At 34.2% G+C, this 21,502-nt stretch carries 26 protein-coding genes and 1 riboswitch; of the genes, 18 read left to right on the top strand and 8 right to left on the bottom strand.

The genetic code is table 11. From position 1 onward, the window contains the following. Positions 1–157: 157 nt before the first annotated feature. Complete coding sequence (locus AC4BB2_RS07270; protein WP_490472303.1) at positions 158–1,060, top strand: phosphate ABC transporter substrate-binding protein PstS family protein; 903 nt, start codon at positions 158–160, stop codon at positions 1,058–1,060. Between the two features lie 59 nt (positions 1,061–1,119). Here the strand turns inward: AC4BB2_RS07270 and AC4BB2_RS07265 are convergent, their stop codons facing one another. Continuing rightward, positions 1,120–2,880 carry a sensor histidine kinase gene (locus AC4BB2_RS07265; RefSeq protein WP_490472302.1) on the bottom strand — a complete coding sequence of 587 codons (1,761 nt, stop codon included), beginning with the start codon at positions 2,878–2,880 and terminating at the stop codon, positions 1,120–1,122. Further along, positions 2,877–3,590 (bottom strand): response regulator transcription factor, encoded by a 714-nt coding sequence (locus AC4BB2_RS07260; protein ID WP_490472301.1) that lies wholly within the window; start codon positions 3,588–3,590, stop codon positions 2,877–2,879. The genes AC4BB2_RS07265 and AC4BB2_RS07260 overlap by 4 nt, the downstream gene beginning before the upstream one ends. A 146-nt stretch (positions 3,591–3,736) precedes the next feature. Between AC4BB2_RS07260 and AC4BB2_RS07255 the strand changes: the two genes are divergently transcribed. From AC4BB2_RS07255 to ffh, 3 genes are all read left to right on the top strand, one after another. Next, positions 3,737–4,219: a 2-thiouracil desulfurase family protein gene (locus AC4BB2_RS07255; protein ID WP_490472300.1), complete on the top strand. Its 483-nt coding sequence runs from the start codon at positions 3,737–3,739 to the stop codon at positions 4,217–4,219. Between the two features lie 160 nt (positions 4,220–4,379). Next, positions 4,380–4,718 carry a putative DNA-binding protein gene (locus tag AC4BB2_RS07250; protein WP_490472299.1) on the top strand — a complete coding sequence of 113 codons (339 nt, stop codon included), beginning with the start codon at positions 4,380–4,382 and terminating at the stop codon, positions 4,716–4,718. 4 nt (positions 4,719–4,722) lie between these two features. Beyond that, positions 4,723–6,141: a signal recognition particle protein gene (ffh, locus tag AC4BB2_RS07245; protein ID WP_490472298.1), complete on the top strand. Its 1,419-nt coding sequence runs from the start codon at positions 4,723–4,725 to the stop codon at positions 6,139–6,141. An 86-nt stretch (positions 6,142–6,227) separates the two neighbouring features. Here the strand turns inward: ffh and AC4BB2_RS07240 are convergent, their stop codons facing one another. Further along, positions 6,228–6,779, bottom strand: coding sequence for an NADPH-dependent FMN reductase (locus tag AC4BB2_RS07240; RefSeq protein WP_490472297.1), 552 nt, complete (start codon positions 6,777–6,779; stop codon positions 6,228–6,230). Between the two features lie 184 nt (positions 6,780–6,963). Here AC4BB2_RS07240 and AC4BB2_RS07235 point away from each other — a divergent pair, with 184 nt between their 5' ends. From AC4BB2_RS07235 to AC4BB2_RS07225, 3 genes are all read left to right on the top strand, one after another. Further along, the gene (locus AC4BB2_RS07235; protein WP_490472296.1) at positions 6,964–7,800 is read left to right on the top strand and encodes a GNAT family N-acetyltransferase; all 837 of its coding nucleotides are present in this window, start codon (positions 6,964–6,966) and stop codon (positions 7,798–7,800) included. Between the two features lie 238 nt (positions 7,801–8,038). Continuing rightward, complete coding sequence (rpsP, locus tag AC4BB2_RS07230; RefSeq protein WP_490472295.1) at positions 8,039–8,314, top strand: 30S ribosomal protein S16; 276 nt, start codon at positions 8,039–8,041, stop codon at positions 8,312–8,314. Positions 8,315–8,325: 11 nt separating this feature from the next. Then, a complete protein-coding gene (locus tag AC4BB2_RS07225; protein ID WP_490472294.1) occupies positions 8,326–8,571 on the top strand; it encodes a KH domain-containing protein in 246 nt (81 codons plus the stop codon). A 119-nt stretch (positions 8,572–8,690) separates the two neighbouring features. Here AC4BB2_RS07225 and AC4BB2_RS07220 read toward each other — a convergent pair whose 3' ends face one another. After that, complete coding sequence (locus tag AC4BB2_RS07220) at positions 8,691–9,029, bottom strand: hypothetical protein (protein ID WP_490472293.1); 339 nt, start codon at positions 9,027–9,029, stop codon at positions 8,691–8,693. Continuing rightward, positions 9,007–10,335: a DUF1576 domain-containing protein gene (locus tag AC4BB2_RS07215; RefSeq protein ID WP_490472292.1), complete on the bottom strand. Its 1,329-nt coding sequence runs from the start codon at positions 10,333–10,335 to the stop codon at positions 9,007–9,009. The genes AC4BB2_RS07220 and AC4BB2_RS07215 overlap by 23 nt, the downstream gene beginning before the upstream one ends. Before the next feature lie 233 nt (positions 10,336–10,568). Between AC4BB2_RS07215 and AC4BB2_RS07210 the strand changes: the two genes are divergently transcribed. Both AC4BB2_RS07210 and AC4BB2_RS07205 read left to right on the top strand, forming a co-directional pair. Further along, positions 10,569–11,117 (top strand): TetR/AcrR family transcriptional regulator, encoded by a 549-nt coding sequence (locus AC4BB2_RS07210; RefSeq protein WP_490472291.1) that lies wholly within the window; start codon positions 10,569–10,571, stop codon positions 11,115–11,117. A 195-nt stretch (positions 11,118–11,312) separates the two neighbouring features. Continuing rightward, positions 11,313–11,687, top strand: coding sequence for a YxeA family protein (locus AC4BB2_RS07205; RefSeq protein WP_490472290.1), 375 nt, complete (start codon positions 11,313–11,315; stop codon positions 11,685–11,687). Positions 11,688–11,814: 127 nt separating this feature from the next. Here AC4BB2_RS07205 and AC4BB2_RS07200 read toward each other — a convergent pair whose 3' ends face one another. Together AC4BB2_RS07200 and AC4BB2_RS07195 are read right to left on the bottom strand one after the other, a co-directional pair. Beyond that, positions 11,815–12,030: a hypothetical protein gene (locus tag AC4BB2_RS07200; RefSeq protein ID WP_490472289.1), complete on the bottom strand. Its 216-nt coding sequence runs from the start codon at positions 12,028–12,030 to the stop codon at positions 11,815–11,817. 215 nt (positions 12,031–12,245) lie between these two features. Further along, complete coding sequence (locus AC4BB2_RS07195; protein ID WP_490472288.1) at positions 12,246–13,001, bottom strand: peptidylprolyl isomerase; 756 nt, start codon at positions 12,999–13,001, stop codon at positions 12,246–12,248. A 176-nt stretch (positions 13,002–13,177) separates the two neighbouring features. Between AC4BB2_RS07195 and AC4BB2_RS07190 the strand changes: the two genes are divergently transcribed. The 9 genes from AC4BB2_RS07190 (at position 13,178) to AC4BB2_RS07150 (ending at position 21,193) form a co-directional block, all read left to right on the top strand. Continuing rightward, positions 13,178–14,272, top strand: coding sequence for a DUF871 domain-containing protein (locus AC4BB2_RS07190; RefSeq protein ID WP_490472287.1), 1,095 nt, complete (start codon positions 13,178–13,180; stop codon positions 14,270–14,272). Positions 14,273–14,502: 230 nt separating this feature from the next. Beyond that, entirely contained in the window at positions 14,503–15,435 is a 933-nt protein-coding gene (locus AC4BB2_RS07185; protein WP_490472286.1) for an alpha/beta hydrolase, read from the top strand. 192 nt (positions 15,436–15,627) lie between these two features. Further along, a complete protein-coding gene (gene xerD / locus AC4BB2_RS07180; RefSeq protein ID WP_490472285.1) occupies positions 15,628–16,518 on the top strand; it encodes a site-specific tyrosine recombinase XerD in 891 nt (296 codons plus the stop codon). Positions 16,519–16,549: 31 nt separating this feature from the next. Then, positions 16,550–16,912 carry a GNAT family N-acetyltransferase gene (locus AC4BB2_RS07175; RefSeq protein ID WP_490472284.1) on the top strand — a complete coding sequence of 121 codons (363 nt, stop codon included), beginning with the start codon at positions 16,550–16,552 and terminating at the stop codon, positions 16,910–16,912. 44 nt (positions 16,913–16,956) lie between these two features. Continuing rightward, entirely contained in the window at positions 16,957–17,736 is a 780-nt protein-coding gene (locus tag AC4BB2_RS07170; protein WP_490474677.1) for a segregation/condensation protein A, read from the top strand. Beyond that, positions 17,733–18,350, top strand: coding sequence for an SMC-Scp complex subunit ScpB (gene scpB / locus AC4BB2_RS07165; protein WP_490472283.1), 618 nt, complete (start codon positions 17,733–17,735; stop codon positions 18,348–18,350). Before AC4BB2_RS07170 ends, scpB begins: the two co-directional genes overlap by 4 nt. Then, on the top strand, positions 18,351–19,067 hold the full coding sequence (locus tag AC4BB2_RS07160; RefSeq protein WP_490472282.1) for a pseudouridine synthase: 717 nt from the start codon (positions 18,351–18,353) through the stop codon (positions 19,065–19,067). Between the two features lie 124 nt (positions 19,068–19,191). Further along, positions 19,192–19,316, top strand: a riboswitch (FMN riboswitch). Between the two features lie 393 nt (positions 19,317–19,709). Further along, entirely contained in the window at positions 19,710–20,324 is a 615-nt protein-coding gene (locus AC4BB2_RS07155; protein WP_490472281.1) for an ECF transporter S component, read from the top strand. A gap of 143 nt (positions 20,325–20,467) precedes the next feature. After that, positions 20,468–21,193, top strand: a complete 726-nt coding sequence (locus AC4BB2_RS07150; protein WP_490472280.1) for an alpha/beta hydrolase — start codon at positions 20,468–20,470, stop codon at positions 21,191–21,193. A 61-nt stretch (positions 21,194–21,254) separates the two neighbouring features. On the opposite strand, the gene AC4BB2_RS07145 is transcribed toward AC4BB2_RS07150, so the two are convergent. After that, positions 21,255–21,467: a ferredoxin gene (locus AC4BB2_RS07145; protein WP_490472279.1), complete on the bottom strand. Its 213-nt coding sequence runs from the start codon at positions 21,465–21,467 to the stop codon at positions 21,255–21,257. Positions 21,468–21,502 lie beyond the last annotated feature (35 nt).

Here is a 21,502-nt window from a genome sequence, read left to right as displayed (position 1 = left end):
TAGTTCCTAGACAAAACTGGTTTCCAGTTCTGTCTAGGGCTTTTTTTACTAAACAAAACCTTTACATTCCTTTACTCATTATTTACAGAACGTTGAAACAGAATTAACACAACGCTGTTAAACTAAGCTTGTAACTAATTGAAAAGGACGTGCAAAGATGAAGAAACGTTTATTATCAGCAATTGTGTTAAGTGTAGGACTTTTAGTCGCAGGGTGCGGCAACCAAGGAGCTGCAACTAATCAGAGCAGCAATAAAGAAAAAGACAGCGGAAGTAATCAACCTGTTAAAATCGTAGCAGTTGGTTCTACAGCGTTACAACCTTTAGTAGATGCAGCAAAGGATCAGTTTGTTTCTGAACATCCTAATTATACAATTTCAGTTCAAGGAGGAGGAAGTGGAACAGGACTTTCTCAAGTAGTAGACGGAGCGGTAACCATAGGGAATTCTGATGTTTTTGCAGAAGAAAAATCTGGAATTGACGCGTCAAAATTAGTAGATCATCGCGTTGCTGTAGTGGGTATGGGCCCTGTAGTAAATAAAGATGTTGGCGTTAAAAATATTTCTAAACAAGAATTGATGGATATTTTTACTGGAAAGACCAAAAATTGGAAAGAATTAGGCGGAAAAGATCAAGAGATAGCAGTAATCAATCGCCCGAGTGGTAGTGGTACACGAGCGACATTCGAAAAATGGGGACTGGATGGAGCCACTGCCGTTCAATCACAGGAACAGGACTCATCAGGAACCGTTCGCCAAATCGTTTCTCAAACACCTGGAGCAATTAGTTATCTTGCATTTTCATACATGGATGACTCCACTGTTGCTTTAAGTATTGATGACGTAAAACCAACGGAAGAAAATGTTGCAGATAATTCTTGGAAAATTTGGTCATACGAACACATGTATACAAAAGGCCAACCAGATGCTGATGTCCAATCATTTATCGATTTTATATTGTCAGATGATGTTCAACAAGGTGTTGTCAAAAAATTGGGTTACTTACCAATAACAGCGATGAAAGTTGAAAGAGATGTATCAGGAACGATTACAACAAAATAACTTCTTCCCCTAACAGTTAAAAAAGAGGCGAATGTTTTTACATTCAGCCTCTTTTTGTTTTAGTTATTCTTAGGCAATTTAACCGTAAATGTTGAGCCCAAACCTATATGACTATCGATTGTCACAGAACCGCCTAACAATTCAGTATAGTTTTGTACAATTGATAAACCTAAGCCAGTTCCGCCAGAATGACGGCTTCGAGCTTTATCTACGCGATAAAAACGTTCAAAAATTCGTTCCTGATCTTTTAAGCTAATTCCAATTCCGCTATCTTTTACAGTGAAGAAAAACGTATCATCAAAACCAAAATCAATTGTAATAGTTCCGTCCTCTTGAGAATATTGTATCGCATTTTCAACTAAATTTTTAATGATTGGGTAGAAAAGCTCATACTTCGTTGTATAAGTTAGCGTTTCACTACCAATGATTTTTATAGTTAGATTTTTATCCTTAATCGTTTTACGATAGGAGCGTAATATTTCTTTGATAAAAGGTTTTAAAGAAATCTCTTGGTCATTGTAAGATATATTTTTACCATCCCGTGACAGTTGTAAAATCTCTTGAATTAATTGTTGCAGACGTAAGGCATCTTTTTGCATGATTGCCAAAAATTGCAATAACGTTTCAGGATCATCTTTAGCTCCATCAAGAAGCGTTTCGGTAAAACCTAATAACGAAGTAACTGGTGTTTTTAATTCATGTGACACATTGCTGACGAAGTCTTTTTGCATTTTTTCTAATTGCCTCACACGAGTAAGATCATAAGCGATTCCTAAAACCTGATAATCATTGCCGTCTTCTTCGATAAAACGTAAAGACATATCCAAAATCATCTCATTTAGTGGATCTGTTAATTTAATTTCTTGATGTACTGAGCTTTTTTCTGTAATGACTTGATGGATCAAATGAATCAAGGCAGGTTCTTTGATGACTTCAAAATAATCTTTCCCTGCATCAGTTGCTTGGATCATTAATATATCAAGCATCTTAGGGTTGATTAATTGCAATTTTCCATTGACATCAATGATGAAAACACCAATCATTAATTCATCCAGCAACGCATGAAATTGCTCATCTGTTGAGGTATAAGCTAAATAGGTTTGACTCATTTGTTGACTTAGAAGATTGACTGTTTGATAAAGTTCATTCCATTCAGGAGAATCTTGAATAATGGAACGAGCTTCGTCAGGATATTTTACAATTTTTTTCAATACAGGTAAAACAGTTACTAGAGGTTCATTTTTTTGATGAAGTAATAAAAAGACAAAAGCAGTAATAATTAAAAATAAAATCCCTAAAGTAAACAGAATATATCTGCGGAAAGATTGAATGCTATTTGAAAATTGTGTCGTTTCTTCAGCAACTCGTAGAATACCGACTAATTCACCATTTTCCCGAATCGGCAAAGCTAAATAAAGTAATTCTTTTTTCAACGTATCACTTTTTCTTAATGCCGAACCGAAATCAGCACCTGAAAGAATTGCTTTTACTTCAGGGCGATTACTTCTAGATTCGTGAAGCACAGTATTGCTGCTGTCATAAAAAATAGTTCCTTTAGTATTCATCAATGTTAGGCGCTCATTTTCATCTGTCGCATAATGATCAACAAGTTTTTTTTCTTGTGCTGAAAAATCTTGTTTTATAAATATATTGGGAGAAAGCTGATCGAGAATCAGTGTTCCTTTTTTTTGTAAATATTCTTCTTGTTGAGAGAGTAGTTCCTTTTTGAAAAAGTAATTGGTTAAAAGAACACTACCAAAGAATAAAGCAAGCATCATGATGCCAACTAAGAGATATTCAATCCGTTGCCTTTTTTTCATTTTTTAGGCTCCTGAAAACGATAACCAAACCCTCTAACTGTTACCAAGTAAGCAGGTCGTTTTGGATCAATTTCTATTTTATCTCGCAGATGACTCACATGAACATCGACAATTCGGCTTTGACCAGCAAAATCATAGTTCCAAATCCGTTCAAGAAGAGTGTCTCGGTCAATGACTCGATCTTTACGTTTGATGAAATAAACTAATAGCTCAAATTCTTTAGGTGTCAGTTCGATTTTTTCACCGCGAACCTTTACTTCATAATTTTGCTCATCAACACTAATTTCACCTAATACTAAAGCTGCTTTTGTTGGTTCACTAAATTCTTCTGACTTGCTTGATGTAGGTTTTAACCGTCGGAAGATTGCCTTCATCCTAGCAAGTACTTCTCTAGGGCTGAAAGGTTTGGTTAAGTAGTCATCTGCTCCAATTTCTAAGCCGATAATTTTATCAACTTGGTCATCTTTGGCAGTCAAAATCAAAATAGGTGTATCGATTTTCTCTCTGCGTAATGACTTTGTAATTTCTAAACCATCCATATTTGGCAACATAACATCCAAGATGATAAAATCAAATTGATTGGACAAGGCTAATTCATAACCAACTGCACCATCTGTAGCAGTCATTACTTCATAGCCGTCTTTTTCTAAATTAAACGACAACAATGTTACGATCGATGGTTCATCATCGACAACTAGCACTTTTTTCATCAGTATGGCTCCTTTAAATACGAAATAAACACAACGTCATTTTATCACAAATCTGCAGCTATCAAAAACTTTATGGAATGTTTCTAAAACTACTTTCAAAGCCAAAGAAATGGTATAATAATAAAGATTGAAATGAGGGAAGTAAAATGATTGGAATTAGCGCATGTCTCGGCGGGATTTGCTGTCGTTATGATGGTCAAGCAAAAGAAATCAGTACCTTAAGAAAATTAGTAGAAGAAGACAAGGCAATTCTTGTTTGTCCTGAAGTGTTAGGTGGTTTGCCGATTCCCAGAGACCCAGCTGAAATAAGTGGGGGAGATGGGTTTGATGTTTGGAATAATAAGGCAAAAGTCCTTACTGAAAAAGGCGTTGACATGACTAATTTATTCAAGCAAGGAGCAATCATAGCTCATCAGAAACTAATTGAAAATAATATCACAACAATCATTTTAAAGGAAAATAGTCCATCATGCGCTAGCAATAGCATTTACGACGGAACGTTTTCTGGTCATCACCGAAGTGGTTCTGGAGTCGCAACAGCTTACTTTATTTCACAAGGTCTTGAAGTGGTTTCGGAAAATGAATGGGAAAAAGTAGTTGAACGTGAGGAAATGAATGACAACAAATAATAGAAGTGTTCATTTCTGGAAAGGATTTTTGTAGTAGCAAGCAAAATTAGTATGATCAGGTCAGTAAAACTAAAAAAATCCTTGGAAATCAAACAAGAACTATTGACTAATTCCCCTGAAATCGGTAACCTAAAAGGGATTGAAGATAGGAGTAACAACTATGGAAATTGAAAAGACCAATCGAATGAACGCGTTGTTTGAATTTTATTCTACTTTGCTGACGGAAAAACAAATGAATTACATGGAAATGTATTACGCCGATGATTTTTCATTAGGCGAAATCGCTGAAGAATATAACGTTAGCCGTCAAGCTGTTTATGATAACATTAAACGTACAGGAAAGATTTTGGAAGAGTATGAAAAAAAACTACATTTATTTTCCGATTATATTGTACGTGGAGAGTTGTTAGATACGCTTAAAAGTTATGTGAATGAAACCTATCCAAAAGATACAACGATTGCAAATTATATAGAACAAATACAAGAAGTAGAGGAATGAGATTATGGCATTTGAAAGTTTAACAGACCGCCTACAACAGGCGATGAGCAAATTACGTCGTAAAGGGAAAGTATCCGAAGCTGACGTAAAAGAAATGATGAGAGAAATTCGTTTGGCATTATTAGAAGCCGACGTAAATTTACAAGTAGTAAAAGATTTTACTAAACGTGTCCGTGAACGTGCGGTTGGTGTTGAAGTTCTTGAAAGCTTATCACCAGCACAACAAATCGTTAAAATCGTTGACGAAGAATTGACAGCAACTCTGGGAACTGAGACCGTTGGATTGAACAAATCTGAACGTATTCCTACAGTAATCATGATGGTTGGTTTACAAGGGGCTGGTAAGACAACCTTTGGTGGAAAACTAGCTAATCATTTAATAAAGACAGAAAATGCCCGCCCATTGATGATTGCAGCCGATGTCTATCGTCCTGCAGCAATCGATCAGTTGAAAGTTTTAGGTCAGCAATTAGATGTACCTGTTTTTGATATGGGTACAGATACCAATCCCGTTGAGATCGTTCGACAAGGAATGGAATTGGCAAAAGAAAAGAAAAATGACTATGTTTTGATTGATACAGCAGGTCGTCTTCATATTGATGAAAACTTGATGGATGAGTTAAAACAGATTAAAGAAGTAGCACAACCAGATGAGATTTTACTTGTAGTTGATGCTATGACTGGGCAAGATGCAGTTAATGTCGCTGACAGTTTCAATCAACAACTAGGGATTACTGGGGTTGTGATTACTAAATTAGATGGAGATACTCGTGGAGGAGCGGCTCTTTCAATCCGTGCTGTAACTGGGGCTCCAATCAAATTCATCGGTTCAGGTGAAAAACTAACAGATTTAGAAATTTTCCATCCGGATCGTATGTCCAGCCGTATTTTAGGTATGGGAGATATGCTAACTCTGATTGAAAAAGCGCAACAAGATTATGATGAGAAAAAGGCTGAAGAACTTGCAACAAAAATGAAGGAAAACAGCTTTGACTTTAATGATTTTATTGAGCAATTAGATCAAGTAATGGGTATGGGGCCGATTGAAGACTTACTGAAAATGATTCCTGGTATGAGTAATATGCCTGGATTAGAAAATGTTAAAGTAGATCCAAAAGATGTAGAACGCAAACGTGCGATGATCTTATCAATGACACCAGCTGAAAGAGAAAATCCAGATCTATTAAATCCAAGCCGCCGCCGCAGAATCGCTGCAGGTTCTGGAAATAACGTAGTTGAAGTCAATCGCATGATCAAACAATTCAAAGAATCTAAAAAAATGATGCAGCAAATGTCTAAAGGGAATATGGATATTCCAGGTATGGATCAAATGCTTGGTGGAGGTATTAAAGGAAAACTAGGTAAAATGGCCATGAATCGCATGGTGAAGAAAAGCAAGAAGAAGAAAAAGAAGAAAAAATAAATAAAAAGAAGAAGCTAACCAAAATCAGGTGATTTTAATCGGCTTCTTCTTTTTATTTAAATGGTAAAAACTACATTTATATAAAACTAGCTATTTTTTTCTAAAAACACAAGATAAGAGTCAACAATTGTTTTGAAAAATCCCATAGTACTTTCAATAATTGTTCCGTCTTCATTGATCAGATTTACGACATTTCCAATATAAGCTTCAGGTTGTTGTAAGGTAGGAACGTTCAGAAAAACAAGCGATTGTCGCAAATGATGATTTGCACCAAATGCACTTAACGCTCCTGGAGAAACACTGACAACTAAGCCGGGTTTACTATCCCAAACGTTTTGACCATAAGGGCGTGAGCCAACATCCAGTGCATTCTTTAAAACAGCGGGAACAGATCGATTATATTCTGGTGTAACAAAGACTAAACCAGTTAAAGATTTTACTTCATCTCTAAATTTTGTCCAACTATCTGGTGGTGTTCCTTCGTCATCTAAATCCTGATTATACATATCTATATCGTTTAAATCGATAAAAACTGGTTGATATTCTTCTGGAAATAGACTGGAAAGCGCAATCGCTACTTTTTTACTATAAGCATCTTTTCTTAAACTGCCCACAAAAAAACCTATTTTTTTCTTCATAAACAATTCCTCCATTCAATAAATATCATCTGTTATTTATTATAGAGCCGATTTTATCTTTTTACAAGCATTTGAGGTTTTCGTACTCTCATAATTTACTAGGAATAGAGGGCTGTAACTTTTTATTGCCTTTTCACTACAAGTCTTATATAATCAACATAATTTATATATAAAAGGAGAAAAAATGACTATAAAACAAGCAATTCACATGGAGTTAGATTCACAGGAGATTATGGCTATTAAGGACTTGAAAGAAAAAAATAGTACTCTCTATTCTGTGGAATACAAGCTCGATTTAAGTATGTTCAAAATTACTGATGGAAAAATAAATCACTTACTATGTTGGGATGAAAATGAATTGGTTGGCTATGCGGCTCTGAGTCATTTTGATCCAGAAGAGTTGGAAGTAACAATCATTGCAAAAAACGATAGAGAAATTCTTCAAAAAATGAACGAGGCTTGGATTGATTTTTTGAAGAAACAGGAAATTAAAAAAATATTAGTGATTGTTGACCGAAAAGACTCTTTTGTAAATGAATTCATTAGAGAGATAAATATATACAAATATAGTTTTTCAGAACATTCTATGACTTTGTTGGTTGATAAAGTTACAGAAAAACTTCCCACTATCATTCTAGAGCCTGCAAAAATAGAAGAAGCGAAAATAATTGCTGAACTAGAAGAGTTTGGAGAATTACAAGAAATAACCCCATTGGATGCAGAGGATTTGAAAAAGACTCTTGTGCTTAGAAAAAATGGAGCTGTGATTGCAAGTATTAGAATAGAAAATGAAGGTTTTTCTTATGGACTTTACGGTTTTGTCGTTAGACCAGATTTTCGTGGAAAGGGCATAGGTAGGTCAGTTCTCAACAAGGTAATTCAATTGTTATTAGAGAAAAATGCACGAGAAATTTATTTAGAAGTGGAGTCAACAAATAAAGGTGCGTTTAATTTATATCGGTCGATGGGATTTGAAGAGAAAACATTATTTGATTATTATCTTTACAAAGAAAACAATTAACTCTCTAAAGTAAAAAAATAAGCTGTAAAAAGTTTGATTTTTTACAGCTTACTTTTGTTAAGCAACTATTGATTGCCCCTGCCAAGGTGAAATAAGTATACCATATATTGAATCAAAATAGATTGGAAACAGCGGTTCAAAGCTTTTTTTAAGGTGTCAAGAAAAAACTCTTTACAGCTTGTTGAAAATCTGGTAAACTAACATTTGTGATTAAGTTAATGGAGGTGTAATATATAAAATGTCAGTAAAAATTCGTTTAAAACGCATGGGTTCTAAAAAGAGTCCTTTTTACCGTATTGTAGTCGCAGATTCTCGTTCTCCTCGTGATGGACGTTTCATCGAAACTGTTGGAACTTACAATCCTTTAAAAGATCCTGCAGAAGTAGTTTTAAAAGAAGATTTAGTTTTAAACTGGTTGTCTCAAGGCGCTCAGCCTTCAGATACAGTTCGTAACATCCTTTCAAAAGAAGGCGTTATGAAAAAACACCATGAAGCTAAACTTGAAAAGAAATAAGGTGACCGATGATGACAGATGTGAAAGAGTTAGTCCTAACTATCGTTCGCCCATTAGTCAGTCAACCTGAGCTGGTCAAATTAGAAATAGAAGAATCTGATGTTTTTCTAGAATATAATTTGACTGTATCCCCTGAAGATATTGGACGTATTATTGGTAAACAAGGGCGTGTTGCTAAAGCAATTCGTACGATTGTTTACAGTGTACGTATAGATGGACCTAAAAAAGTCCGTTTAAATATTCTAGATGGTAAATAGTTCGAAGTAAAACACCCAATTTTTGGGTGTTTTTTAATGTATATTTGATTAAAATGACAAATATAAAAAGATGAAGAGAAACCAGGTATTGGTTTTCTTCATCTTTCTTTTTTGAATCATTATTTTTTTCTAAATACTTTAATCTCAAAAACTGGTGCATCAAACCTAATTTCGGCTTCGTCGATCATTAAACCAAGCAGATGATAATCTTCTTCTTCATGATGGGTGATACCAAGCAATTCATCATAATAACTCTCAATGCTTAGATCTCTAGGTGTATTCAATAACTCTAATAAATGCAATACATTCTCAGGCTCTTCTTCGGTTTTCCCTTGCATATCAATATAAAAGCCATCAGGAGTAAAATCCACGCCAATTCGAATTTCTTCAATATCGTTTGAAAAAAAGTAAGTCAATAATTCGTCTACAATTCTCTTAGCTTTGTCTCTTTCTTGCATGCTGCTTCACCTTTCTGATCTGTAAAATATTATCAAGTAATGGTACCATGACTGCCGCCACAAAACCAGTAGAAAATCCATTGTTATAAAGATTAAGACCACCATGAAGATAACTGACATTGGTAACTAGGGACATATGTAAAAATCCAGCCACGAGACCAAAAGTAATACCATAATATCCAGCAATAGGAGCAAGACCAGTGCCAAAAATCCCGGCAAGCACAACCGTCGTTTGGTCAACTTCAAAAACAGAAGATAATTGAGCTGTTAAAAAGACGCTAATCAACAAAGGTATGCTATTAAAAAGATGATTACCGAATGCACTAAACCCGACAGCAGATAAAATAGCACCCACAATGGGCCCATTAAGAGTGGATTGACTAACTTGGGTATAACCAACAAGTAATAATCCCATCAGCGCCATATTCATCATGGTGGCTCCAACACCTGCAATGGAGATGAAATCAGTAATCAGTTTTCCAGATGTTTTACTGATGTCTTTTAATCCTTTTATTGAAAAATGATTGACTATAAAGCCGACAAAAAACATCAAAAAAAATAAAAACAATAGGAAGAATAGTAGATGAGTATGATATTCAGTTGAAACCAAATTTTTCCCTTCGATTTTCCAACCAAACATCCTCAAAATCCCAGTAAATAGCATTGCAATAAGCCCAGAAGTAAACCCGACATTATACAAGGAAAATCCTTGATGGAACGTCAGAATATGCGAGGCTAGAGGTGGCAAAATCAAACCAATAAAAATCCCCACCAAACAACCTAAAGGAACAGAAATCATCAAAGGTAGAGAGATTCCAAAGGTGAGGTAACTAATGATTGGCGATAATGCACTGCCAAATAAACTAACAACAATGAATTGTGAAAAAGGTTTTTTGACGATCCTTGCGTAGCAAAGTCCACCAATGATAATGGGGATGGAATTGTATAAGTTTTTTCCAAAAAAAGAACAACCAGAGACAGTAAAGAGTGCAGCTATAATTGGTCCATTGATTGGGATTTTTGCCTTTTTTGCAAGTAGCACACTGATTAAGGTGAGCAGTCCGCTGTTTACAAAAGCACTGCCGAATGTTCCTAACTCAACATAATCCGTTAACAAATTACTAGGTGACGTTAGGATACGAATCATCCCGCCCCATAATATGTTTATAGGCTCACTAAGTAGCCCCAGAATGATGAGAATTAAGCAATAGCCTATTAAAAAATAATAACTTCTATTTTTATCAATCGTATCTGGATTTTTTTTATTAGTATGTAGAAAAAGTGTTTGGCTGTTATTGTTAGCCATAAATAATACCTCCGTTTTTTTTCTATAACTTAACTATAGCTTGAAAAACTATCATCGGTCAATAACATTTAAGAGAAGTCTGCTAAATTATCACGTTTTTAGCATTTCTTCATAATTATTGATAAAATATGTTGCTAAAAGAGTGTAAAATAAAAGAATAACTAATTTTAAAAAAATATACCGATATATTTTTTTAAATAAATAACGATAAAATAAAAAGTGGGGGGATTATTTTGGTAAGGAAAAAAGTGTATACAAAAACACATATTTTAGTTGCTGCACGTGATTTACTAATTGAAAAAGGTTTTTCTTTCATAACTGCAAGAAATGTGGCTGAACATATGGGGATTTCAACTCAGCCTATTTACCTTGAGTTTAAAAATATGGAAGATTTGAAGTTGACATTATTGAGAACCACATACGAATATTTAGACAGTGAATTTTTTACTAAAAAGCAAACGGAAAATAGTTTTGCGAATTTTGGTTTAGCCTATATTAATTTAGCTAAATTAGATAAAAAGCTGTACATATCTTTATATTTAGATAAACATTCATATGGTCAAGAATTACAAAAATTATCATTTGAATTATTCAAAAAATGTATGAAGGCAGATGAAAAGTACGCTGCTATGTCAAAAGAACAACTTGAGAAGTTGCATATGCACCTTTTGATTGCTGCCACAGGTATGGCATCACTTACTCTTTCCGGAATACTACAAGAAACAAAAGAGCAGCTAGTCACAGCATTTAACTCTGTAGAACAGTATAGTAAAGTAAAATGAGAATAAAAGTAAGGGTAAAACGAGTAATCCTTGTTCTACCCTTATTTTCATAGCTCTAATAAAATGGAACTCTATATACAAGACTGAGAAAGTTCTATGTCAAAAGTATTATGTGAATTTCATAAATTTGACCGATTTTCATTTGTTAATCTACTGTTAAAATAAGCTTATCAAGTGAAAACAGGAGGAATTATCGTGAAAGTTATTAAAATAATTTTTGTATTAGGATTCGTTGGAGGAGTGGCTCTTTTTGGCGCAAAACTATATACGCAAAATCAATCAGATGAACTTGCTGGTACGATTGATCAATTAAACCCATTAGTCGCAAAAGGGGAAGTTTATGTCAAAACAAAAAAGTCTGACAGCACCAACAGCTATGGAATCACTACCTATAAGCAACAAACAGTTGATAAAAATGGTAAGATAAAAGAACTTACTTTTACAGCAGATCATGAATTGTTAATAAATCGCTATTTGAAAATTTATAATAAAGGAGCACACGTAGAAACCTATGAAGAAGTTTCTGAAGATACTGTTCCACAAAAAGCACTAAAACAATTGAATAGTTAAAAAAAAACTGCAATGGCGATACCATCCGATTAAATAAGTTTGACAAAGTAGTATCAGTAGAAATCTACTTTTGTTCAACTAAAGTTAGGATGATATTCCTGCAGTCTTTTTAGTATAATCAATTTGTTCAAATAGCCTGAGGTATAAAGTCAATCGTACATAAATCATTATAATGAAAATGGATAGTTGCTTTTATTTGTCCATCTTCAATTAATTTTAGTGCGGTGTCTTTTACGTCTTCTTGGTCAAATTGCTGAAAATTGATCACATTTGCTACAAAACGAGGAGCTTTTCGATTGGAAGCTTCAAGTATGAGCGTTTCTAATTGTGGATTAAACGTCATTGGTGTTCACCTCTTTTGTTAACAATACCATTTATTTTCTAGATTTGATAGCAATTCAATGATTAATTAGGAAATGGAAAGAAGTTTCTTCATGTATTGAAAGTGTATGTATAGGTTTGTTAAAAGTATTAATTTATCAATCTTTCAGTTAAATTTCATCTTTAATATAAAAGAAAAAAGAATGGCGATAAAACACCATTCTTTTTAATCGTTCATTATTTAGCTTCTTGTAAGATATTGATTTTTTCAATTTTAATATCATTTTTAGGTTTATCTTGTCCGTCTTTTTCAGCAGAAGCGATCTTATCTACAACGTCCATACCTTTAGTTACTTGACCAAAGACAGTATGTTTGCCATCTAAGAAAGGAGTTCCACCTTTTTTGTAAGCTTCGATAATTTTTTCTGGATAATCTTCTTTTAATAGACCATCAGAGGCATTTTGGTCATTTTGAACAATAAAGAATTGGCTGCCATTGGTACCATTTCCTTTTTCGTCTGTACCAGCGTTCGCCATAGATAAAGCACCGCGAAGATTGTATAATTTGTTAGATATTTCATCGTTAAATGGCTTATTCCAAATACTTTCACCACCGGTACCATCACCTTTAGGATCGCCACCTTGAATCATGAAATCTTTAATAACACGATGGAAAGTAAGGTTGTTGTAATAACCGTCTTTTGCATGTGTCATAAAGTTTTCCACTGTTTTTGGTGCTTCTTTTGGAAATAGTTTGATTTCGATTGTACCTTCTGTAGTGACCATCTCAATTAAATCTTCATCTTCGCTAACAGTATCGGATAATTGTGGTAGATCCAATGCATTTAAATCAACAGATTCAGATGTTTTTGTCTCTGAAGAAGAAGTAGCAGAAGAATCTGCCGTTTTTTTCTCGTTTTTAGGTCCGCATGCCGCAAATAATACTAGAGCAGCCAAAAGAGATGATGCAGCAATGAATTTTTTTGTTTTCATAAAGTTAAGTCTTCCTTTCAAAAATAGTTACATCTCATGATAACAAATCCTTTTTAGAACCGCTAGTCAAAATGGCAATTTTTTAAGAATAAGAAAAGGTGTAGACCACTTTTTCCTATTCTGCTATAATGAAAATGGATACATTATAATCAATACAAATTTTAGGAGGCAGTATAATGGGAAAACTAGGCATTTCTATTTATCCAGAACGTTCAACTTTCGAAAAGGACAAAGCATATCTTGATTTAGCTCATAAATATGGATTTAAACGTGTTTTTACAAGCTTACTTCAAATTACAGATGACAAAGAGAAAGTTTTAGCAGAGTTTAAAAAAGTTGTTGATTATGCAAACAGTCTGGAAATGGAAGTAATGGTTGACATTAATCCTGCCTTGTTTGAACAATTAGATATTTCGTATGATGATTTGTCATTTTTTGATGATATGGGTGCTTATGGTGTACGGTTAGATGTCGGATTTACTGGTGCTGAGGAAGCAAAAATGACTCGTAATCCTTATGGCATAAAAATTGAAATCAACATGAGTACGGGTACAAGTTATGTAGATAACATCATGAGTTATTCGCCAAATATAGATAATTTATTAGGTTCTCATAACTTTTATCCGCACCGTTATTCTGGTTTAGGCTATGATCATTTTGTATTCTGTTCTGAAAAATTCAGAAAATATAATTTAAATACAATGGCATTTGTGAATTCACATGATGCGACATTTGGTCCTTGGCCAACACAAGATGGTTTATGTTCTTTAGAAGATCATCGTGATTTGGAAATTGCTACTCAAGTAAAACATTTAGTATTAACTGGTTTGATCGATGATATATTAGTGGGAAATGCTTATGCTTCAGAAGCAGAGTTAAAAGCAATGGCAGAGGCATTTAATGCAGAATACCCATCAGTAAAAGTAGATGTTGCTAATGACATTACTGATGATGAAAGAGAAGTTTTATTCACAAGTCTTCATAGCTATCGTGGAGACCGTTCAGAATATATTTTACGTTCGACAATGACACGAATCCATTTTAAAGATCGTGAGTTTCCACCACATAACACGAAAGACATGACCAAAGGCGATGTTTTAATCGACAATGTTGGTTATGGTCAATACAAAGGAGAAACTCAAATTGCATTGAAAGAAATGAAAAATGATGGACGAGTAAATGTGGTTGGTCGTATTTCGGCTGATGAGCTATTCTTGTTAGATTTCTTAAAGCCATGGTCTAGTTTTAAATTGATTGAAAATAAAAAGTAGTAGCATTGAGAGATCGGGGAAGTCATAGACTTTACCTGATCTTTTTTTCTTTTTATTCCTGTTTGTAAAATAATGAAAAAAATATCATGATTTGTGATTAATATTGCGAAAAATTCAATAAAATATTATACTGTTTAAGGATTTGAAAAAAAAGTTTAGTGTTATTTGTTTATTTTTGAGGCAATTAAATCAAAGACAAATGATTAGTACTTTCAACAAGGAGTAATCGAATGAGTCGAATAGTAAAAATTTTGATTGTTATCGTAATATTGATTGCAATCGTATTAATAGGTGCTGGCATGTATTTTTATAATTATGCAGTTGTTCCTTCAGAAAAAGATTTCCTAGCTGGTGACACACCGGGAACCGATGTTGAAGTGAAAAAACCTGAAGAAAAGTGGTTTAAAGACGATAAAAATCGTTCTTATTGGGAAATCACATCCACTGATGATCTAAAATTAAAAGCCATTTATTTACCAGCTGAAGAAAAAACAGACAAAAATGTTATTATGGCTCATGGTTATATGGGAAGTGCCGAAACAATGGCCAGTTTTGCTAAAATGTACCACGATTGGGGGTACAATGTTCTAGTACCTGATGCTAGAGGTCACGGCGAAAGTGAAGGAGATTATATTGGTTTTGGTTGGCCTGAACGTAAGGATTATCTCCAATGGATTGACAAAGTAGTTGCTAAAAATGGTAAAGATGCTCAAATTACCTTATATGGTATTAGTATGGGTGGTGCGACTGTAATGATGACCAGTGGCGAAACATTACCGAAAAATGTTAAAGCAATTGTTGAAGATTGTGGCTACTCCAGTGTCAACGAAGAATTAGCGTATCAATTAAAAGACATGTTTAACTTACCAGCATTTCCGCTAGTTCCAGTTACAAGTGTGATTACTAAAATTCGTGCAGGATACTTCTTTGGTGAAGCTAGCTCAGTTGCACAATTGAAGAAAAATAAAGTTCCAATGTTGTTTATCCATGGTGATGCAGATAAATTTGTACCATTTAAAATGTTGGATGAAGTCTATAATGCGACAGATGCACCAAAAGAGAAGTTCGTTGTTCCAGGAGCAGGGCATGCAAAAGCTTATTCAACAGATTCAAAAGCATACAAAGAAAAAGTATCAGAATTTTTAACAAAATACGTACATTAAAGAAAAATCGTCATTCAGTTTTGGAAGCTGATGGCGATTTTTTGAAGTAGAACGTAATATCTTTTATTACTTTGTTGATTGAGGATGAGAGTAGTTAGCTAAAAATACTGCATATCTTACTAGTTTTAAGATTTTACTATGCATCGACTAGAATTCTTTGATATGATAATAAAAAGAAATGAGGTAAAATAGATGGAAGAACAAATGATTGACTATCTGCATTACTTACAAATAGAACGAGGGCTTTCTCTTAATACCAGAAAAAGCTATGAACGTGACTTACATAAGTATCTGGCTTTTCTAAAAGAACAAAAAGTTGGATCTTGGCAGCAGATTGATCGCTACATAATTATGGAATATTTACAAACACTCTACAATGAAAACAATTCATCGGCTACAATTATTCGAATGATTTCAAGTCTAAGAGGGTTTCATCAGTTTTTAAGACAAGAGCGCGTGACAGATCATGACCCAATGCAACATATAGATTCACCAAAAAAGGCGCAAAAACTTCCTAATACACTTTCTGTAGAAGAAGTTACCTTATTAATCGAAACGCCTGACACGACTAAACCCTTAGGTATAAGGAATCGAACGATTTTGGAAGTAATGTATGCTACTGGATTACGTGTTAGTGAGTTAGTAGATTTAAAAATAGGAGATTTACATTTGTCTATGGGTTTACTGCAAACAATTGGTAAGGGAGATAAAGAACGGATCATCCCTTTAGGTGATTATGCAATCCAATGGATCGAAAAGTATTTAGAAGAAGCACGTCCTAGTTTAATCAAAAAAAATCAAAACGAAACACATTTGTTTGTAAATCATCATGGCAGATCACTTTCTCGTCAGGGCGTTTGGAAAAATTTGAAACAAATTGTTCGTGACGCAGGAATAGACAAGACCATTACACCACACACGCTACGTCATAGCTTTGCTACGCACCTATTAGAAAATGGTGCTGATTTGAGAATTGTTCAAGAACTTTTAGGACATGCAGATATTTCTACTACTCAAATCTATACTCATATTACCAAACAACGTATGGCAGATGTTTATAAACAACATTTTCCAAGAGCCTAATAAAAAGCTTTTAAAGAAAGAGGGTGAGATCATGTTAAGTTATTATCGAAAAGAGCAACGAAAAATTGCGATGGGCATATTGAGTTTTCATCAAAAATTAACTGAATACCAGGAGTTATTAAAAGAAATAGATATGTATGAAAAAGAAGAAGATTTGCATTTACTATTTTGGACACCTGCGGGAGATAAAAATATTCAGGGGATTGTAGGAATTGAAGTGGAAACATCTGAGTCGATGATTTTACATGATATATCGATCAATCCTTCCTTTCGAGGAGAAAAGCTTGGATTCGATTTGCTTGATGAGTTGGTAGATTTGTATCCAAAGACGAAAATTTATGGAACTTTAGCTACATCTACTTATTTATCTAAGTGGAAAGAACACAACGATTGAGTTTTATGGTAAACTAGAGAGTCGAAAAAGAAAGTTGGATGATCTTGCAGGAAATTAATGTAAAATTAGATGTATTTGAAGGACCGTTGGATCTTTTGTTACATTTAATCAAAAAATTGGAAATTGATATTTATGATATTCCGATTGCTGCAGTGACTGAACAATATATGAATTATATTCATACAATGAAAACACTGGAATTGGAGATTGCTGGTGAATACCTAGTGATGGCAGCAACGTTAATGGCAATTAAGAGTAAGATGCTTTTACCAAAGCAAGAATTAGAAGTAACCGAAGACGATGAACTCCTTGGAGGAGAAGATCCACGGGATGCATTGGTTGCCCAATTGTTGGAATATCGTAAATTTAAATATGCAGCAGGACTTTTACATGAAAAAGAATCTGAAAGAAGTCTTTATTATACGAAAGAACCCATGGATATCGATGAGTATAAAGAAGAGAATCCATTTTTAGAACCAAATCAATTAAATACGATTGATTTATTTCTGGCCTTTCATGCAATGTTGGAAAAGAAAAAAAGTCGTCAACCAGTAGAAACTACTGTTGCAGGTGATGATGTATCAATTGAGGAAAAAATAGCAACAATTTCTGAAAAAATGTGTCAAATTGATCGGGATACGCCAGTCAATTTTGAATCTTTTTTTACATCATATTCTAAACAAGAAATTGTAACAACCTTTATGGCTTTATTAGAATTGATGAAAAAAGGGGTTGTTCATGTAGAGCAAGAAGACAATTATAGTTCAATTTTACTATATAATACGTCTGAAAAGATTGAATCAAATACGGAGGAAACCGCGTGACCACAATCAGTCAAGTTGAAGCGATTCTATTTGTTGTTGGCGAAGAAGGAATCGGTTTAGAGGAATTATCTTATTTACTAGAGCTATCTACAGCTAAAACCTATGAAGCTGTGACAGCTTTAAAAGAACACTATGAATCAGATGAACAATCAGCCTTAAATATTTTAGAAGTCGGCAATCATTTTGTGCTGTCTACTAAAAAAATATTTGCACCATTATTAAAAAAGTATGCACAGTCACCTTTATCTAATTCATTATCCCAAGCTGCTTTGGAGACATTGTCAATCGTCGCCTATAAACAACCCATCTCAAGAGTGGAAGTAGATGAGATCAGAGGGGTTCAATCTGCAGGGTCAATGCAAAAACTAGTTGCTCGACAATTGATTGAAGAAAAAGGTCGAGTGGATGGGCCTGGTCGAGCAATTTTATATGGAACGACAGCTTATTTTATGGACTATTTTGGCTTGAAATCCTTGGAAGAGTTGCCGGATATCCATCAAATGGAAGAAGAAATCGCTGAAGAGTTGCCTTTAGATCTCTTTTTCGATCGTTACAAAGAGTTAAATGAAGAAGAGGCAACATCGGATATAAATGAATCGGAGGAAGAAAACTAGATGGAAAGACTTCAAAAAGTAATTGCTCATGCGGGGATCGCATCTCGTAGAAAAGCAGAAGAATATATCGTCAATGGGCGTGTAAAAGTAAATGGAAAAATCATTCGAGAATTAGGGACACAGGTAGGGAAAAATGATAAAGTCGAAGTAGACGATGTACCGATTTACAAGGAAGAATACGGCTACTATCTATTTTATAAACCAAAAGGGGTTATTTCTGCTGTTTCCGATGATAAAGGTAGAAAAGTTGTTACCGATTTTTTCTCTCACATTAAAGAACGCATTTATCCTGTCGGCAGGTTGGATTATGATACGTCAGGATTGCTACTGCTAACGAATGATGGCGAGTTTTCACAAAAATTAACACACCCAAGCCACGAAATTGATAAAGTTTACGTTGCAAAGGTAAAAGGATTAGCTAAAAAACATGATTTTCTTCCATTGACTAAAGGAATAAAAATCGAAGGGTACAAAACGGCACCAGCTACGTTCCAAATTATATCGGTTGATCTTAAAACAAATACTAGTATTGTAGAATTAACGATCCATGAAGGACGTAACCATCAAGTTAAAAATATGCTGCAAGCTGTAGGTTACCCCGTTCAAAAACTAAAAAGAGAAAGATATGGGGATTTAACCTTAAAGGGACTACGTCCAGGTGAATATCGTAATTTGAATAAAAAAGAAATAAGTACCTTGCTTAATCAATCAAAATAATATAAAAATAAGATGCTAGATAGTTTTTAGTATCTTATTTTTATATTTATACAATGCGGAAAACCTATAGATTGCTTTTTTAGAATAACGTTGTATAATAAGTGTGTACAAAAATTTAATAAAGGTTCGTCTTCAGGGGCAGGGTGCAATTCCCGACCGGTGGTTATAGTCCACGACCTACTTCATTTGAGGTGGCTGAATTGGTGAAATTCCAATACCGACAGTAAAGTCTGGATAAAGAAGATAGGGCTTATTTGAATTGGCTTTTTTCAGATAAGATAACTCTACTCTATTTTCCCTGCCGGAAAATAGAGTTTTTGCTTTGTATCACTGCGATTGTCTAAAGGACACCGTAGATGATGAATAGTACTTGGTGAACAAAGTGAGCGAATTACCTTCGTATCGAAGTAACAGAATCAACTGAAAATCACAATTGATGGCGAAAATATAGGAAGATAATTTTTAGTGTTAGTTGGATAATTCTAAATACTGTCATATAAAATTAAAAATGTATTTGGAATTGCAGTTAAAGAAGTTTTGTCACTCATTCAGTTAAGTCAACACAGCAAATCAAGAGAAATCACTGAAAAGTTAATTTAGAAAAGTTCGTTTGAAGATGGGTCCTTAACAGGAGGATTTCATATGCGAAACAACAAGGTACAAAAAATGGTAAGTGTAGCAATGCTAGCAGCAATAGCGGTGGTTTTACAGTACGTGGCTTTTCCAATTATGCCAATTCCTGCACTCAGCTTTTTGAAAGTTGATTTTAGCGATATTCCGGTTATGATCAGTATGTTTTTATTCGGACCACTGGCTGGTATCAGCACGGCGTTCATAAGATCAGTATTGCATCTCTTTACAACAGGTGCATCACCACAAAATTTGGTAGGAGATACAGCTAGTTTTTTTGCAACAATGGTTTTCACCTTACCGATGTATTACTTTTTTCAACGAGGAAGCAAAAAGCTTTCAAATAAAATTCTAGGAGTTTCTACTGGAATTATTGCTCTAACTGTTTTTATGACGGTAGCAAATTACTTTGTAATTACACCAATATACTTAAAACTATTTGGTGTATCGGCAGGACAATTTTTAGGAATGTCTTTAGCAAAATATGTAACGATTGGCATCCTACCTTTTAACTTAATAAAAGGTATCATCGTGAGTGCTGTTTTTTTAGTACTTCACGCCAAACTTCTGCCATGGCTGTCTAGAAAACAAAATCAGTTGGGAAAACAAAAACCAATAATGAAATAAGAGATTGATATAAATATTTAAAAGCGTGAAACAGACTATTTTATAGTTTTGTTTTACGCTTATTTTATAAGTAAACCAAAATATTCTATTTCTTTGATTATTTCTGATAAAATAAATTTGATGAAGAACGGAGGAAAAGGAAAATGAAGAAATGGCAAAAGCGGCTACTTTGGGTGGTAGGATTAATTGTGGCATTGGTTTTAGTGGGACTATTTTATATAAAGACAATTACTTATACACCGACAAAGGATGCTTTAGAAATATCCAAGAAAGCAAAAGATGAAAGTGGTGTTTTATTTTTTAAAGGAGATCAAAATAAGCCATCAGTTATTTTTTATCAAGGAGCCTTGGTTGAAAATGCCAGTTATAGTATTTGGGCTGACAAAGTAGCAGAAGCTGGATTTTCCGTCTATCTTATAAAAGAGCCCTTGAATTTAGCTGTTCTAGGACAAAACGCAGCAGAAGCAATTATTCAATCCAAGGATTTAAAAAATTATGTAATCGGCGGGCATTCTCTAGGAGGAGTTATGGCGAGTCGATTTGTTGCATCACAAGAGAATCAAACTAAGTTAAAAGGCGTTTTTTTCTTAGCAAGTTATCCAGATCAAAAAGGTAGCCTTTCTCAATTTAAAGGGAAAGTTCTTTCGTTGACAGGATCTGAAGACGGTGTTTTAAACTGGCAAGCCTATAATCAAGCAAAAAAATATTTACCTAAACAAACGGTTTATAAGGAAATAAAAGGGGGAAATCATGCTGGATTTGGAAGTTACGGAGAACAAAAAGGGGACAAACCAGCCTTGATAAATGACGAAGAACAACAAGAAAAGGTAGCGAAATACCTGATTGACTGGTTAAACACAATCAAATAAAACAATAAAGATGGGACATAACCTTGTGAGTTATATGCCATCTTTATTTATCTGATTTTCTTTAATTTTCTATGATCTCTATTGCACGCACAGGACATTTGCGGTACGCTGTTATCGCATTGTTTATTTCATGCTCAGGAACAAATTCTTGAAAAGCTTCATGATCATTTTTTAAAATAACAATCCCATCATCGTTATAATCAAAAATTTCTGGGGCATATACTTGACATAGACCACAAGCGATACATTTCTCAGGTATTATTTTACATAACATATATGTGCACTTCCTATCCTAATCATTAAAAGAGG

This window comes from Enterococcus sp. AAFC-DPL-5146 (genome assembly GCF_058216635.1).
Note: the sequence above shows the minus strand (reverse complement) of the source record. Positions and strands in the feature narration are given on the sequence as shown.